Source organism: Paenibacillus contaminans (genome assembly GCF_003285015.1).
GTDB lineage: Bacteria > Bacillota > Bacilli > Paenibacillales > NBRC-103111 > Paenibacillus_V > Paenibacillus_V contaminans.
On record NZ_QMFB01000040.1, the window covers coordinates 31,948 to 49,045 of the forward strand.

At 53.5% G+C, this 17,098-nt stretch carries 10 protein-coding genes and 1 other annotated feature; all 10 genes read right to left on the reverse strand.

Annotated elements, in window-relative coordinates; translation table 11 throughout:
* Positions 1–19: 19 nt before the first annotated feature.
* A complete protein-coding gene (locus DQG23_RS36940) occupies positions 20–1,423 on the reverse strand; it encodes a sulfatase family protein (protein ID WP_158560900.1) in 1,404 nt (467 codons plus the stop codon).
* Between the two features lie 59 nt (positions 1,424–1,482).
* Positions 1,483–2,415: an AraC family transcriptional regulator gene (locus DQG23_RS36945; RefSeq protein ID WP_158560901.1), complete on the reverse strand. Its 933-nt coding sequence runs from the start codon at positions 2,413–2,415 to the stop codon at positions 1,483–1,485.
* A 251-nt stretch (positions 2,416–2,666) separates the two neighbouring features.
* On the reverse strand, positions 2,667–4,085 hold the full coding sequence (locus DQG23_RS36950; RefSeq protein WP_113036068.1) for a sulfatase family protein: 1,419 nt from the start codon (positions 4,083–4,085) through the stop codon (positions 2,667–2,669).
* The gene (gene cysC, locus DQG23_RS36955) at positions 4,085–4,666 is read right to left on the reverse strand and encodes an adenylyl-sulfate kinase (RefSeq protein WP_113036069.1); all 582 of its coding nucleotides are present in this window, start codon (positions 4,664–4,666) and stop codon (positions 4,085–4,087) included. The genes DQG23_RS36950 and cysC overlap by 1 nt, the downstream gene beginning before the upstream one ends.
* A complete protein-coding gene (locus tag DQG23_RS36960) occupies positions 4,663–5,667 on the reverse strand; it encodes a Gfo/Idh/MocA family protein (RefSeq protein WP_113036070.1) in 1,005 nt (334 codons plus the stop codon). The genes cysC and DQG23_RS36960 overlap by 4 nt, the downstream gene beginning before the upstream one ends.
* Positions 5,668–5,789: 122 nt before the next feature.
* Complete coding sequence (locus DQG23_RS36965) at positions 5,790–7,190, reverse strand: sulfatase family protein (RefSeq protein WP_113036071.1); 1,401 nt, start codon at positions 7,188–7,190, stop codon at positions 5,790–5,792.
* A gap of 12 nt (positions 7,191–7,202) precedes the next feature.
* Entirely contained in the window at positions 7,203–8,006 is an 804-nt protein-coding gene (locus DQG23_RS36970; RefSeq protein WP_113036072.1) for a sugar phosphate isomerase/epimerase family protein, read from the reverse strand.
* 146 nt (positions 8,007–8,152) lie between these two features.
* Entirely contained in the window at positions 8,153–9,259 is a 1,107-nt protein-coding gene (locus DQG23_RS36975) for a Gfo/Idh/MocA family protein (protein WP_113036073.1), read from the reverse strand.
* A 2,885-nt stretch (positions 9,260–12,144) separates the two neighbouring features.
* Positions 12,145–13,677 carry a 2-isopropylmalate synthase gene (locus tag DQG23_RS36985; RefSeq protein WP_113036075.1) on the reverse strand — a complete coding sequence of 511 codons (1,533 nt, stop codon included), beginning with the start codon at positions 13,675–13,677 and terminating at the stop codon, positions 12,145–12,147.
* A 94-nt stretch (positions 13,678–13,771) separates the two neighbouring features.
* Positions 13,772–14,001 (reverse strand) — a binding site (T-box leader).
* A gap of 89 nt (positions 14,002–14,090) precedes the next feature.
* Positions 14,091–17,075 carry an ATP-binding response regulator gene (locus DQG23_RS36990; protein WP_337589431.1) on the reverse strand — a complete coding sequence of 995 codons (2,985 nt, stop codon included), beginning with the start codon at positions 17,073–17,075 and terminating at the stop codon, positions 14,091–14,093.
* Positions 17,076–17,098 lie beyond the last annotated feature (23 nt).

Below are 17,098 nucleotides of genomic sequence, written 5' to 3' on the forward strand. Positions count from 1 at the left end.
ATGCAGCCTGCTTCCCTTGCTACAGCTTCCTCCCGCCAAGCAGCTGCCTCCGCATCCATTCGTTGCCGACAAGTCCGTCTCCGTCTGCGGCGAGCTGCTCATAGAGCCTCCGGCGCAAAACGGATAGTTCCGCTTCGGACGGCGGATCGCCGATCAGATTGACCAGCTCGGCCGGATCCTCGAGCAAATCGTACAGCTCATCCATATCGGTCGTATTCCACACATACTTCCATCGCTCCGTTCGGATCATTCGCTGCGTATACAGTCCGAACTGCTGCCCGTTATAGGACGCGACGACCGCATCCCGCCAATCCACAATTTCATCCTGCCGTCCCGCAAGCAGCGGCACAAGCGAGCGGCCTTGCAGAAATCCGGGCTCGGCTTCCAAACCGGCAGCCTCAAGCAGCGTAGGAACCAGATCGAGTATGTTATATACGAAACGGTCGCAGCGCAATCCGCTTTCCCAGCGGCCGTACCAGCGGATCATAAAGGGGACATGCACCACATCGTCGTACAAAATATAATGCTTATCCATCATCCGATGCGAGCCGCACATATCGCCATGGTCCGCCGTAAAAATAACGATCGTGTTATCGTCTTGACCGCTTTCCTTCAGCGCTTTCAGAACGATGCCGACCGCCTCGTCCACTTGGCTGATCATGCCGTAATATCTGGCTACGATCGGCGCCCAATCCTCCCATATGTAATGCTCGATGTCCCAATTAAGCAGCTGCTGCCGCTGAATGTAAGGCTTGTCTGCGAACGTTTCGCGAAAACCCGCCCACTCGGGTATCGAGGCCGGATCATACATGTCGGCAAAACGCCCGGAAGGCCGGCACGGCAGATGCGGGTCCGTGAAATGCAAAGCCATATGCCATGGAGCGCCCGAAGCTTGCAGCTTCTCCAGTTGTTCTACGGCGCGTCCGGCAAACCAGTGCGTTCGCGAATGCTCGACCGGTATCGGATTCGTTTCACCGAAAAATCCGTTCGTGTAAGCCACGTCCGGATAACGGCTCTCCGCAAACCGGCGGTAATCCAGCTCCCCCGTATAGGAATCGTAGCCGAACGCTGTCGCGTCAAGCGTAGGATGCACGCCCCACTTGCCAAGAAAAGCCGACCGGTACCCATTATCCGCGAGGCTCCGTGTCCAAGTGAAAGCTTCCGGCTGCAGCGAAGCGACGGGCAGCGCGCCGCTGAAATTCCACAATGCGCCGAACGTCTCCGGCCGTCTGCCATGCAAAAGCGATTGTCTTGCCGGACAGCAAAGCGGAATATGGGAGAACGCATTCGTGAATGCGGCGCCTTGCGCTGCAAGCGCATTCAAATTCGGAGTATGCACGGGATATGTCCCGCCGTAGCCGACGCAATCGTACCGAAGCTGATCGGCCGTAATTAGCAGAATATTCGGAGCGGAACCGCTCACTGCATACACCTTCCCTCCAATGAGGCTGTTCATACAGCTCAACCATGCCCTCGCCGCCGTTATCCCTCTTTCGGAAAGTCTTCTTTCCCTTCCTTCCATCTGTGCTCTTCAAAGCCGCTTCTATATTTCCGGGGCGAGCAGCCTGCGTGTCTGTGAAACAGACGGTTGAAAAAAGACGGATCCTCATAGCCGACCATTGTCGCGATTGTAATCACCTTCTCGTCCGACTCCATAAGCAAAAGCTTTGCCCGGTTTATCCGAATTTCATGGAGCACGTCGATCACGCTTTTGCCGTATTCCAGCTGTATGACCCGATTTAGCTGACGAATGCTTATATTGTACAATTCGGCGAGCGATTGCAGCGTGATTTTCTTATCGAAGTTTCTTTCCAAATAACCGTACACGCGGCGTGCAGTCATCTCTCTTTCCAATTGGCGCGGGGACGGCATCGTGCTTCTTTGCTTTTGAACCAGGGTATAGTAGCGGGAGAGCAGCAGGAGCAATTCGATCAATTGCATCCGGAGGATTGTCGTATAACCCGGGCCGCGGCTGCCGAACTCCCTTAGCATATTGTCGAGGAGCGACGATACGATGAAGGCGTCTTGACCATGCAGGTTAAGCCTGTGGTTAAACCTGACTTCGCTTTTCAGGAACGGGTGAACGTAGAAAAAGTCCATGGAATCGGTAATTTCCAATTCGCGCAGCAGCGTATCGGGAATTAACGAAGGCATGAACAAGCAATTGATGATTTCCATCTCCTCACCGTTCTCAACATGGTAAGAATGGACCTCGCCGGGGTTGATGATGAACACGTCGCCGGCTTGAATCTCGTAGTGGGAGCCTCCAAATCCGTGCATGCCGTTGCCCCGCACGACATAAACCAGCTCGACGAAATCATGGCCGTGCTCGTGAATCTCCCCTTGGATTTGGCGCATAATGTTGAACGAAAATTCTTCTTTCATAAGCGAACTGCTGCTTATCACATTGTGCATGCCGCTCCCCCATCCACATTGGAATCCGATTTGCGGTTTCGTATGTTCCTTCCGGCGACAACTCGCTTTGCTTCCGGCACTCGCACCGCGGGTATCGCCCGGCGACCGAGTCGCCGAACCGGTTCGCATGGCGCTTTGCTCACGGCGCGCGGTGCGAAGCCAAACGGCGGCGATCGGCAGCATGCCTTCCGCATGCTGCCGTTCTGTGCCGACGCCGGCCGGTTCTGAACAGCGCGGTTAACCGCTCTTCATCACGCATGCGTTCGGACGGCGCCGTCAAAACGTTCGCGGCGCGGATCGCGGCGCCAATCTTCCCAGGATAATCCCGCGGAAGCTAAAATTTGCTCGATTCGCTTCCGGAACGGCAGTCCGCTCTCTTCCAGCTGACGCTTCATCGGATCTCCGCGTCCTTGCAGCTTCTCTTCAACCCAAGTGTCAATAAGGCTTTGAAACCGTTCGGCAAGCTCCGGATTCGCTTCGGCCAAATTGACGGTTTCCTCAGGATCGGCCATCAGATCGTACAGCTCGCAAGCAGGACGGACGAACGGTCCCGAATCGTAGGTGCGGATATATTTATAACGGTCCGTCCGAATGCCCCGCGCGGCTTGCCATGCGCATTCGCTCAAATATACCGTTTCATGCGTACCGTCCGCACGCCCTTCGATTGCGGGCCACAAGCTCCGTCCGTCGAGACCGGAAGGATCGCCGAGCTTCGACGTATCGATGTCCGGACCAGCCTCCCGCCGAACGGCCTCCAGCAAGGTCGGCAGCAGATCGACATGCTGCACGAGACCCGGCACGCGCCGTCCCGCGGGAATGCGTCCGGGCCAGCGCATAATGACGGGGACATGAACCGTTTGGTCGTACAAGCCGCAATGGTCCCAATAAATGTCGTGCTCGGTAAGGCTTTCGCCATGATCGCCGAACAACACGACCAACGTATCCTCGCGAATGCCTAACACTTCCAGATGGGCGTCCAGCTCTTGCAGCCGGTCGTCCAAGTAGCGAACCTCCGCATCGTACAGCGCGTCATAATAGGCGCTATCCGTAACGGGGCCGACCAAATCGTAATGATGATGCTTAAAGAACGGATACGCCATATGATTATACGCGGCTTCCATGCTTTTGTTGACCGGATCGAACGGGTTGCGGCCGCGCTCGTAGAACGGCTCGATATACTTCTCCGGAGGCAAATAAGGCGTATGCGTATCCCAATAATGAAGGAACAGGAAAAACGATTCGTCCTTATGACTCTCAAGCCAAGGAAACGCCAATTCGTTCACGGTACGGCCGTCGATCCAACGCTTGCCCCCGACGGAATTGATATAGTAGCGATATCCTCTCGCGAACCATTCTTTAAGCTGGTACAAATTATCGACCGCTCCGGTCGTAAAGCCGGCGCTGCGAAGCATATTCGGCAGCCATGGGACCGTTTTGGGCAAATTCGTCAAATCCGATCCGTGGGAAACGATTCCCGTCGTCAGTCCGACCTTGCCCGTAAAAATCCCGGTATGCGCGACCTCCGTGGGGATATCCCCCGCAAAAGCGCGTTCGAACAAAACTCCTTGCTTCGCAATGGCGTCCAAGTAAGGACTTGTCGGCTTCCCGTAGCCGTAACCGCTCAGCCGCGACGCTCTTAGCGTGTCGAGGGAAATCATGATGATCTTCATTAAGCTTCCTCCGAATGCCGCGCTTGTGTCAAGAGCGAATGACCGTCCAGCCAAGATAAAATCGAAAGGCAGTTTTCCCCCACCCCGGAATTGTCGGTGCGAAGGGCGATTTCCGGATGCTCCGGCTCCTCGTAAGGATCCGAGATGCCGGTAAACCGCGACAGCTCGCCTTTGCGGGCTTTGGCATACAGCCCTTTGACATCGCGCCGCTCGCATTCGTCAAGCGGACAATTGACGTAAATTTCCACAAAACCCGGCACCTGTTCACGGACTTTGTCCCTCATCTCCCGATAAGGCGTAATGGCGGATACCAATACGATGACGCCGTTCCGCGAAAGCAGATTGGCGACGTACGCGATTCGCTTGATGTTCTCAAGACGGTCCTCTCGGCTGAAGCCAAGCCCCTTGCATATGGTCTCCCGCAGCTCGTCTCCGTCAAGCATTTCCGTTCTATATCCGCGCTTGCGCAGCACCAGCTCCAAATGGCGCGCAGTCGTCGTCTTTCCTGCTCCCGACAAGCCTGTAAACCACAAAACAGGTGCCGCTTTACCGGTTTGAATCGCCGTCAAATCCCGTATCATATCGTAGTCTCAACCTCCACCGGCGCTCCGCCAAGCTTATGCGATTTGATTGCCGCCTCGATCACTTCCTGCGCAGCCAGCGCGTCGGCTCCCGATGCCTCGATCTGCTCCGGCAAAGCCCCAGCTTTGACCTGCGAAATAAACCGTCCGATCCGCTGCTTGAACGTATCGTCGAAGCCTTTCATGCCGCCGAAAATCGAATTCCGCACGACCGTCAGCTCGTCGGAGCTGTGCGGATAATACGTCATGCTTTCATAAACGTTGTCGATCACGAGCCGTCCTTCGTTGCCCGCCGCTTCGCAAAGCTCGATCGGATGGCGCATGGACATATCGTAGCTTCCGGTCAGATGGCCGAGCGCTCCCGACGCGAATTCCATATTAACGGAAACGGTCGACCATGTCGCCCTGCCCGGAGCCTTGGTCATAAACGCCTGCACACGCTTCACATCGCCCGCCAAATACCGCATGACATCGATCGAATGGGGGTGCAGCGCCTTCATATGAACCCACTCGGTTTCTTCCGTCGGGTTCTGAATCGTAAGCTTCATATTGACGAAAAGCAGCGACCCGAGCTTGCCTTCCGTGACCAGCTCCTTCGCCTTATAGGCTGCAGGCGAGAAGCGGTGGTTCAAATTGCAGGCGAGCCGGACGCCCTTCTCCCTGGCGAAAGCGACCATTCGCCGCGCTTCCCCGATGTCGTTCGAGATCGGCTTCTCGACGAGCACATCCTTGCCCGCTTCGATCGCCTTCATGACCGGCCCGAAGTGATGACTGCCTTTCTCTACGCCTGCCGTAGCGACGGCGACGACATCGACTGCCTCGCCGGCGAGCAGCTCGCCGAGATCGGTGTAAGCGGGGACGCCGAACTCCCGTCCGGCGGCGGCTGCACGTTCTTCCATCAGATCGCAAACCGCGACAAGCGCGGTATCCGGATGCTCCTTGTACTGCCGGCAATGAATTTTGCCTATGTTGTTGACGCCGACTACAGCGACTTTGATCAAGGCGCCCACCCTTTCTTCGTTTATCGGAAAGCATTTCTAAGAAGCGCTCTAAACGTGCGGCAAACGCCTGCGACAAAGACGCTTTAAGCGGCTATCCCCGACAGGCCTGATTCGCACTTCTTCTATTTGCTGACCTGCTTTTCCTTCTTCTTCTCCTGCAAAGATTTCGCATTGCCGATCGAGCCGATATGCATCGAATCGTAGGCTTCCTGCGAAGAGAGGAACGGTTTGCCGTGTCCGGACCAATTCAGATTCGTATAGATCGGATTCCGGCGCTTCGTCTGCTTCTCCCGCTTGGCGATGTGATCCCGCATCCGCTTCGTCAGCAACGCTACGACCTCCGGCTCCTCCTCGGCCAAATTGACGTTTTCTTCCGGATCCTGAATGAGGTTGTACAGCTCGACCTCCGGCTTGAAATGGAAGTCGGGCTCCAGCGCGCGGATCAGCTTCCATTCCGGCGTGCGCCAGCCATGTTTTCGCATCCATGTGCATTCCGTAATATAGAACTCGCTTATCCGCGGTTCGCTTTGGCCTTCCATACGGGCCCGCATGCTGCGGCCGTCGAATTTGATTTTGGATTTGAACCCGAGCAAATCCAGCACTGTCGGCATAATATCCTGAATGAGCGTGACGTCGGCGATACGGGTTCCGGCTTTCACTTTTCCCGGGTATTTGATGATAAACGGAACGACCAGCGTACAATCGTACAATCCGTGGTGATCGAAATAACAATCATGCTCATACAGCGTTTCGCCGTGATCGGACGTAATGACGACGAGCGTCTCCTCTTCGATGCCGAGCGCTTCGAGCTTGGCGAAAATGCTTTGAATGCAAGCATCCATATAAGCGATGGCGCCGTCATATTGCGCAACGACATATTCTTCGTCGGTAACGCCTTCCGGAATCCACGATTTCAGAAAATCGGCGAAAGGCTTGAACGCGTAAACCGATTCCATCGCGGTTTTGTCCGAATTGAACTCGTCCCCGCCGTAAAACGCCCGCTCATAAGGCTTCGGAGGCAAATAAGGCGAATGCGGATCCATATGGCGAAGAAACAAGAAAAACGGTTTATCGTCGGCGGCAAGCCGCTCCAGCTCCGGGATGGCGACATCGTTCAAATTTTGCGCTTTCGGCGCGCGTCCCGTTTCGTCCGGCTGCCAGGACTCGTAATCCAAATACGTTTGAAAGCCGCGCGAGGAAGGATTTCCCGTAAATCCGATACAAGTGGTGTTGTATCCGGCTTCCTCCAGCACCTCGGGCAGCGTCCTTACATGATCGCCAAGCGGTCCGCGATGCCTTAACGCTACGACATCCGTACCGAACGTATCCATCCCCGTCAGCATCGATGCATAGGCCGGCGTCGTCGGAATGCTCGGGCTGAAATGCTGCTCGAACAATACGCCTTCCGCTGCAATTTTGTCCATATGCGGCGTAGTCAGCCGGCGATAGCCGTATGAGCTCATATGGTCCCGCCGCAGGCTGTCGATTCCAAAAAAGATCACATTCGGTTTTTTCTTAGCCATCTTCGTTTCCTCCTATCGCGCATGTAATTGCTTCATTATGGCGTTCAAATATCCGTACGATTCCGCCGCGACGATCGATACCTGCGCAAGCGAGTGACCCGGCCCCGCCCCGATCACTTCGAGCACGACCGGCCCGTTATAGCCGCCGTCTACCATCGCTTTGCAGTAGTTGTACAGATCGATATCTCCTCGGCCGCAAGCCTGGCGTTCGATCGGACCCGGCCCCTGCTCTCTGCCTTTGCAATCGCGGATATGGACGTGCTTCACCCGGCTAAGCACGGCGAGCAGCGCTTCTTCGGCGTTTTCGTTCGCTCTGTGAATATGGCTAGGATCCATATCGATGCCAAAAGCGGCGGACGATATATCCCGCATCGCCTGAAGCGTCGTAGGCGTATTGTAAATCGCGTTGCCGACATGCGCTTTGACGCATAACGTAACCCCGTACGACCCTGCCGTCTCGGACAGACGGGCCAGCTTGTCGATCGACGCGCTCAGATCCTCCTCTACGCCTGCCTTGCCTCCGGGACCGATGTTGATGATCGGGATGCCGATCTCCGCCGCCGCTTCGAACGCGGGCAGCAGCCTTTCCTCGCTCAAGGAAGCGACCTCCGTCGACAGAAATTCGAGCCCGTTCTCTTGAACGATCGCTTGCAGCTCGTTTTTTTGCTCCTTCCACCGGCTCAAATCCAGATGCTCGCACATCCCTTGGATCGCCGCGATCTCCACCCCATCGTAGCCGCAAGCCGCGATATGCTTTGCCGCCTCGGCAAAACTGAACTCTTTATACAGCACGGAATTAACGCCTAATTTGATCATGCGTGGTTGCCGCCTCCTATTTTCCCGTTTTGTGGTTATTCGTTCTTTCCCGGGTCATTGTACGCTCGATTTGTTGCGCCCGAATTGACGAGTTCCCGCTTTCCAAGGTTTGTTTGGCGCCGGAGACCGGAGCCTGAATCCGCCTATTATCTCATCGACATCGGGTCGCCGTGCAGCGGCGGCAACGGATTCGGCCGGACGACTTCGCCCCCGCGTTCGTACGATTCGATGACCGCGAACGTGTACTCGAGCACGGCAAGCGCGTCCCTTCCGTTCGCGCGCAGTTCCTCGCGCGGTACGCCGTTCGTAATATCCTCCAAAAACGCATGCAGCCGATTGTTGAACGTCGAGCCGAAATCGTTCGTGCCGTACTCGGTTACTTCCGCCTGCGGCTGAACGCTGATGGCCGGAATGCCCTTTTCCGCTTTCCAATAAGACAGCTTTTCTACGCAATTCTCGATGCAGAACGTCCCTTTCGTCCCCGCCATTTCCATGCTCCACCAGCCGCCGAGTCCATACACCGCATCGCCGCGCTGACTGAGCAGGTAACCGACGCCGCCGTTCGCGAACTTGACGTGAATGCTGTTGATCGAGACCATGACGTCGCCGGCGCTTCTGCGAAAGCCGGGTCTGTCGGAGAACGTTTGAATATGTGTAATGTCGCCGCAGAAATAACGCATGACGCTGAACGGATGAGTCAAAAACGCCTTCATATGAAAATAAGGATGTCCTTTGATTTTAGGCGATCCTGCCAGGGCGTATCCCGCTTCCCCGCCGTTAAAGCCCATTTTGTGCAGGCAGTAGACGAGCTCCCCGATCTCTCCGTTATCCACGTATTGCTTTGCCTTTTCCGCCGGCGGCGTGAAGTAGTGGTTCAAATTGCAGCCGAGGTATACTTTTTGTTTTTCCGCAAAAGCATACAGCTCTCTGGCTTCGCGAATATCGTGACAAAGCGGCTTCTCGACAAGCACATGCTTGCCGTAGCCGATCGCTTCCATCGCGGGCTCGAAATGCCAGCTCCCGTTGTCGATTCCGCCCGTCGTCACATCGACGATTTGCAGATCCGGCTCGTGCTCGATCATATCCTTGAGGCTGTAGTACGCTTTGACGCCGTATTTTTCCGCAGCGGCATCCGCCCGCTCCTTCACGACATCGCAAACCGCCACAAGATCCGCCAGTTCATCCTGTTGATAGCATTGAGCGTGCGTGTTGCCGATTCCGTTCATGCCTACGATTCCGATTTTAAGCGCCATATGGTGTTTCCGGCCGTTTGATCCCGAAGGATAGAACCGGAAACGTTCACCTTCCTCTCATAATGAATAAAAGCACGTTACTTACCATCATCATAGTGCTATTATTCATCGCGTTCATGGCCGATCTGGCCTAAAACATTTCCGATATGGACCATCTTCTCGAGAACTTGGTATGCGTATCGGGCAACTGATGACAGCGCATTCAATCGCAAATGACCAAAAGTCCATTGTGCCGGGCGGATTGTTTACTCTGGCCGTGATGGGGACGGGACGGTATTGGGAGGGGGAAGGATTTCGGTCGGTTACGTTAGGTAGCGGCGGCGGGTCCAGTTAAGGGTGGATTATGTTGGGACGGATGGGATAGATTCTATAAGGGATGGTAAGGGATGGTGAGGGATGTAAGGGATGGTGAGGGATGGTGAGGGATGTGAGGGATGTAAGGGATGCTAAGGGATGCTAAGGGATGCTAAGGGATGCTAAGGGATGCTAAGGGATGCTAAGGGATGCTAAGGGATGCTAAGGGATGCTAAGGGATGCTAAGGGATGCTAAGGGATGCTAAGGGATGCTAAGGGATGCTAAGGGATGCTAAGGGATGCTAAGGGATGCTAAGGGATGCTAAGGGATGCTAAGGGATGCTAAGGGATGCTAAGGGATGCTAAGGGATGCTAAGGGATGCTAAGGGATGCTAAGGGATGCTAAGGGATGCTAAGGGATGCTAAGGGATGCTAAGGGATGCTAAGGGATGCTAAGGGATGCTAAGGGATGCTAAGGGATGCTAAGGGATGCTAAGGGATGCTAAGGGATGCTAAGGGATGCTAAGGGATGCTAAGGGATGCTAAGGGATGCTAAGGGATGCTAAGGGATGCTAAGGGATGCTAAGGGATGCTAAGGGATGCTAAGGGATGCTAAGGGATGCTAAGGGATGCTAAGGGATGCTAAGGGATGCTAAGGGATGCTAAGGGATGCTAAGGGATGCTAAGGGATGCTAAGGGATGCTAAGGGATGCTAAGGGATGCTAAGGGATGCTAAGGGATGCTAAGGGATGCTAAGGGATGCTAAGGGATGCTAAGGGATGCTAAGGGATGCTAAGGGATGCTAAGGGATGTTAGGTATGCTAAGGGATGTTAGGTATGCTAAGGGATGTAAGGCATTTGATCGTGTAACGGATAGTCCTCGCCATCAATCGAAAAATTTCAGAGATTTACAGGTTACCTCCATTCCGCTGATGACTTGTGTGTACTGGAGAAATAGTGAGGAAAAGTTTACTGTTCATAAGGCAAACCTCACTATCCCTCGACAAAAAAACGTTTTCTGGAGAGCTAATGAGGCAATCGCAACTATTAGTGAGCTAAACGAAATTGATAGTGTTGTTTGCCTCACTAACGGGCGAGAACGAGCATTTTACCGGTGGAATAGTGAGGACAGCCTCATGAACAATAAGGTTTTCTGCATTATGCGCACTGTCCAGGCATAACCGTTACGTTATCTGTATTTGCTTATGTATCGATGTCTTCATCAATCCCTAGTTATAGACTTGATCGCCTATTAGGAGATTGACCGCATCAAATTCAAAGTCCCGGCGTAAATATGCTGCACACGGAGCCGCGGTTTGACTAAGTGCTTACGACAAGGCGGGCAGCCAACTTTGATACATGAGCGGTCAACGCACAAGTATATAAATAGCAAAGCTTTGATCATACGCGGTCAACCTATAGGAGTAACATTTACTAGCTTATCTTTAGAAGAGGACTGACGGGTTCAGTAGGGGGATGATACTATGGTTACGTTGGATAGGGTCGGCGGTACTGCTTATATCGAACCGGATCGATCAAGAACAATGGTATCGAGGAAGAATTCGTTTGGTGACGAAAAAACAACGAAGGTCAAAGTTGGCATATCGACGATAGTTTACGGTTATTGGGAGTAGTTGGCGGTAGTTGGCGGAAAAATAGTTTTGCAACATCAAATCAGACGCTTGATGGCGTAAAAACTACAAGTTATTAATGCAGCTTACTCCTAGCGAACGATCAGCTGCTCCTCGATCCGCAGATCTTAATGGAAAACCTACAGCTATTTTTCGAACTATTCCTCGATTCGCGAATCTAAATGGAAAACCTACAGCAAATAACTGCGAAATCTTCCAAATACGAAGAAATGCCGAAAATTACCTGCATGTTTTCCAGTTAAATGTCCTTTTCCCGCCTTTTAGCCGAAAATAACTGCATGTTTTCCAGTTAGCATTCGTTCGTCGCATTTTCTCATCATGTAGACTAGTTCCATATTCAGCAGGCAAACGAACACGATCTGACGGGTCGCGCGATATTTCGTATCGGCGGTCTAGGCAATTGATCCATAATGGCGCGGAGGGAGACACTGCAAATTTCGTCAAAAACGCCGTCCCCCTTTCGTTCCACAGCCAATAACCTGATCATTCCTGAGCAGCGTCCAGCATCTCAGCGCTCCCGCTCTAGCGTCAACGTTCGACTCACCATCGTCCACGCCCGAGACGCATCAGGCTTGCCGGTCATCCCTGAACTGCACCCAGCGACACGACGCTCCCGCTCTAGTGTCGGCGTTCGACTCACAAACGTCCACGCCCACGGCGTTGCCGCTTATCCCTGAGCAGCGTCCAGCGACACGATGCTCCCGCCCTAACGTCGACGTTCGACTCACCATCGTCCACGCCCACGGCGCAGCCGGCTTCATCCCTGGACGCGTCCAGCATCACGACGCTCCCGCCCTAATGCGGACGTTCGACTCACCATCGTCCACGCCCACGGCGCTGCCGCCCATCCCTGAACACGTCCAGCATCACGACGCTCCCGCCCTAGCGTGGACGTGCGACTCACTAACGTCCACGCCCAAGGCGCTGCCGGCAGTCCGCTCACTCCTGAGCGGCGTCCAGCAAAGCGGCGTTGATGCCGTTCAAGAAAGCATTTCCGCTCGCTTTAATAATGTCCGTGTCCATCGCGCGTCCGGAGTAGGTTTTGCCTTGGTATTCGATCCGGATGTTTACCCGGCCGACGGCTTCCTTGCCTCTCGACAGGCTGTTAATTTTGTAGTCCTTCAATTGGACATCCAGACCGATCAGCGATTTGATGACGCTGTACAAAGCGTCGATCGGGCCGTCTCCGACCGCGCTGCCTTTGAACGACTCGGTACCTTTGACAAGCTTGACGGTTGCAGTCGGATACAGGTCGTTGGTGACTACCTGGAAGGAATCCAGCTCGTACAGATGCTTGTCGCTTGCATCCAGATTGCGATGGCTCGTCACCAAGTAAAACACGTCGTGATCGTAAACCTCTTTCTTCGCATCGGCCAATGTCAGGAATTTCTCGAACAGCTGCTCGAAGTCCGCGGCGTCGGTCGTGTCGAAGCCCATTTTCTCGACGGCATTCTTGAAAGCATGGCGGCCGGAGCGTGCGGTCAAAATCAATTCCATGCTGTCCACCCCAACCTCCTCGGGCGACATGATTTCATAAACCCGCTTATCCTTCAGCAGCCCATCCTGATGGATGCCGGAGGAATGCGCGAAGGCGTTCTCGCCGGTAATCGCTTTGTTCACCTGCACATCCAGCCCCGTCAAATGGCTTACCAGCCTGGACGTTCTAAGCAGCTCGCTCGTATTGACTTCGGTATGGCAGTTGAAGTAATTTTCGCGAACCTTGATTCCCATGACGACTTCTTCAAGCGACGCGTTGCCTGCACGTTCGCCGAGACCGTTGATGGTGCACTCGACTTTTTCGGCTCCGTTCTTGATCGCCTGCAGCGTATTGGCCGTCGCCAAGCCCAAATCATTATGGCAATGAACGCTAAGTATCACTTTGTCGTTCAGATTTTTCATCCGATCGTTAATTTTGCGGATCAGCTCTCCGAATTCCTCCGGAACCGCGTAGCCAACCGTATCGGGCACGTTAATCATCGTAGCGCCGGCCTTCACGACGGCTTCGATCGTGCTCCACAAATATTCGAAATCCGACCTCGACGCATCCTCCGTAGAATACTGTACTTGCGGCAGCAAGGTTTTGGCATACTTGACCGCGTCGACGCCCATTTGCAGGACGGCTTCCTTGGAGCGGTTGAATTTTTTCTCCACATGGATGTTGGAGGTGCCCAGCACGATATGGATAAGCGGATTTTGCGCCAATTTGATGCTTTCATAAACGGCGTCGATATCGTTCTTGACGGCCCGCGCAAGCGCCGTAATCGAAACGCTGTCCCCTACGGTACGCGCAATTTCCTGGACGGCTTGAAAATCCCCTAAAGAAGAAGCTGGAAATCCGGCTTCGATAATATCTACATGAAGCCGCTTCAGTTGTTGAGCGATCTCTATTTTTTGATGCAAATTCAGTTTGGCTCCTGGGACCTGCTCGCCATCGCGCAAAGTTGTGTCAAATACGATAATTTTACGGCTCATTTTCAATTCCTCCTAAGTGTAATCGGATGTTTGTATGTGAAGCGGTGTCGGTTAAACCCGGTTTTTAACCAACAAAAAAAACCCCGTCTCTACGTATAGAGACGAGGTTGAACCCGCGGTACCACTCTAATTCATTTCCGAAGAAATGAGCTCATTCGATGGCCATCACCATCTATCCCTGTAACGGTGGAATTCCGGCTTACCCTACATGTTCAGGCAGCAGTTCATAGACGAGTTCGAAATGAACGACGTTACCGTTTCGCACCATCCAACGGCTCTCTGAAAGGTCATTTCACTTCTACTATTTCTAATCCTAACATTTGGATATAAAATTATTTTTTTATTATATGGCAGCATTTTTTATTTGTCAACAAACGAAAAAGCAATTTTTCCAGCCATGCATTCCCCTAGTCTTACTCGATATGCTTATGATCCTTATAGACGGTAAACGAGATCGTAGTGCCGCCGCCCGGCTTGCTCTCGATTTGAAGCCCCCTGCCGAAGTGCCGCTTTAACCGCAGATCCGTATTCAGCAAACCGATTCCAGTCGAATGGTCCGTTTGCCGTTCAAGCAGCCGCTGCAGCAGCCCTTCGTCCATCCCGACGCCGTCGTCCGTCACCGATATCTCAGCAAAAGCCCCTTTATCCGAAATCCGGATCTGAATGTTCCCCCCTCGGGAACGCTTCATGATGCCGTGCTTCACCGCATTTTCGACCAAGGGCTGGATCGTAAGCGGCGGAATCTTGTATTGCCCGCACTCGTCCGCTTCCCAAGCGACATTCAGCCTGTCGTCGAATCTTTCTTGCTCGATAAACAGATAGGAACGGACAAGGCTGATCTCATACTCCAAAGGAACAAGCTCGTGGATGTTTTGAAAATTAAACTTATCCTGCAAAAAGCTGCCGAATACGTCAAGCAGTCTGCGCATCCGGTTGATATCGAATTCGCTCAGTGCCGTCACCGTGTTCAGCGTATTGAACAGGAAATGCGGCTCGATTTGCGCCTGGAGCCAAGCCGCCTCCATTCGCAGCCGGTCGCGCGCAGATTTTTTCACCTCGGTTAAAGCCTGCACTCTAGACCTTAATTCCATCGCATCCACCGGCTTTGTCACGTAATCGTTCGCGCCCGAAAGAAAACCGTTTTGGATATCCTCGGGCTGACTTCGCGCAGTAAGAAGCAGAACGGGGAGCTCCGTGATCGAGTAACGCTTGCGAATCGTCCGCGTTAATTCATAGCCGGACATATTCGGCATCATGACATCGGCGATAACCAAATCCCACTCCTGCGAACCCAATAAAACAAGCGCTTCCTTGCCGCTTGTCGCTCTCACGATGTCATAACGCTGCGGAGAAAGAATGATTTCAAGCACATTGAGATTAACCGGATCGTCGTCTACGATTATGATTCTGGGCTTGTCTGTTGTTGCCGCCGGATACAGCCCGGCACTCGTATCGAACGGAACGGAGGACGCCGCCAAATCGGCCCCTACAAGCGATGCAAGAATTGCCGGCTCTATTTCCGTCCGAACGTTAGCCGAATCCGACAGTTGAAGCGTAAAGGTGAAAACGGAACCCCGGCCGGGAGTGGAGCTAACCTGAAGCTTTCCTCCATGGAGCTCGGCCAGCTGCTTGCTGATGCTAAGTCCGAGCCCGAATCCGCCTTCGATCATCGTCTCGCCGGCGTACGCTTGCTCATACGGCTCGAAAACCCGCCGCATCATCTCCTCATCCATGCCGATGCCGGTATCCGAAACGGCAATATGCGCCCTGCCTTCCTTTATTTCCGCCCGAATCGAAACTTCGCCCTCGTTCGTAAATTTCACGGCGTTGTGAAGCAGATTAAACATAATTTGAATGACCCTGTTCTCATCCCCGAGCACCTGCGGGAAATTTTCCGGAATATGATTTACGAAAATAACCGGCTTTCCCTCCGGCATAAAACGCAGCATATCCATAACGCCCGTCACGACGCTCCTAATGGAAAAGCTGCGTAACTGCAATCGCGGGTTGCTTTCCTTCAGCCTCATCATATCGAGCAGCTCGTTCAGCATGAGCGCCATGCGGCGTCCTACCGACATCGCCATCTCCAAATCCTTGACGCTTTTGGCGCTGAGCGTATCCTTCTCTCTCTCCAGAACCGCTTGCGAAATGTTAAGGATCCCGTTAAGCGGGGTTCGCAGTTCATGGGAAGTATTCGCCAGGAACTCATCCTTCAGCTTGTCCGCCCTCTGCAGCTTCGCCGTCATGCTTTTCGATTCCGTATGAATCTGCAAATAGTTTCCGATCCAGACGGATGCAAAGCAAGTTGTCGCCACAAGCAGATCGAACGGATAATAAATGATTTTGATGCCCGTTATGAGGAGAATGCCCCACCAGATTAAATTGTTCCCGAACGCCACTAAAGACAGAAGCAGCAATACATTGTCTTTGAAGCCCCTTCCGGCTGTTCGAAGCAGCAGCAGCGCCGCAAACAGCAAAATAAGGGCAAGTACCGTCAAAAATAAATTGTGGATCACGAGCAGCTTGTCGGCGGAAAGAAACAGCATGGATACCAAAGCGGCTCCGCAAATGACCGCGCAGCCCGGCGAAATTTTCGTGCGCCAATAGCCAGGCAGCCGGTGGACGATGCATTGAAGCAGAGAATACGTCCCGACAATGACGAAAAGAAACATCAGCTTCAAACTCCACTCCAAGCCGATCGGAATCCAATAAAGCAATATTTTATCGTCGCCGCCGATCAGAATGCTCAGGACCGTGGAAACGACCAGCAGAGCGAAATAAAGCAGCTTTTTCTCCCTGTATCCCAATAGATAAAGAATGACGACATACACCACATGAATCAAAAAAGCAATGGCAACGACTTGCTGCATCGCCATGGACAGCCGCGTTTCCCGATCGATCGCTTCCTCCGATCCGAACTTGATCGACCGGACTATTCCGCTTTTGCGCGGGTCCGAATAATTCGCCGCCTGCACGACAATATCGATGAGGCCGTTTTCGTCCGCCATGAACGAAGCCGTATAAGGCACGTTCCTCGCCGAATACGCCTCCTCGCTTGCAGCCGGCTGACCGGACTTGGCGAGCAAACGTCCGTTCACAAACAGCTCCGACGAGCTTCTGACGCTCGGTATTCGAATGCTGTAAGTGATATCCGCCTCCGGATTTACATATACCCGCAAACGAAACGATCCGTACCCGTACGGCGTGCCGCCTTCCGGCCGCATATAGGCATCCCATCTGCCGGGAACTTGAATATATTGATGGCTGCTTCCCGATGCTTCCTTGACGTCAGCTCCTTCCATCAGCCAAACGTTCGGATAAAACGCCCACTGGCCGTCAAGCGCAATCGTCCGCCCTGCCGTCCCGTCCCATTCCCGGATATCAAGCTCACCGTTCACAGCAGGGGGAAAATCCGCGCTAT

Coding starts and splice junctions, on each gene's coding strand:
- DQG23_RS36945 (WP_158560901.1), bottom strand. CDS start 2,415: ATGCACAATGTGATAAGCAGCAGTTCGCTTATGAAAGAAGAATTTTCG.
- DQG23_RS36950 (WP_113036068.1), bottom strand. CDS start 4,085: ATGAAGATCATCATGATTTCCCTCGACACGCTAAGAGCGTCGCGGCTG.
- cysC (WP_113036069.1), bottom strand. CDS start 4,666: ATGATACGGGATTTGACGGCGATTCAAACCGGTAAAGCGGCACCTGTT.
- DQG23_RS36965 (WP_113036071.1), bottom strand. CDS start 7,190: ATGGCTAAGAAAAAACCGAATGTGATCTTTTTTGGAATCGACAGCCTG.
- DQG23_RS36970 (WP_113036072.1), bottom strand. CDS start 8,006: ATGATCAAATTAGGCGTTAATTCCGTGCTGTATAAAGAGTTCAGTTTT.
- DQG23_RS36975 (WP_113036073.1), bottom strand. CDS start 9,259: ATGGCGCTTAAAATCGGAATCGTAGGCATGAACGGAATCGGCAACACG.
- DQG23_RS36985 (WP_113036075.1), bottom strand. CDS start 13,677: ATGAGCCGTAAAATTATCGTATTTGACACAACTTTGCGCGATGGCGAG.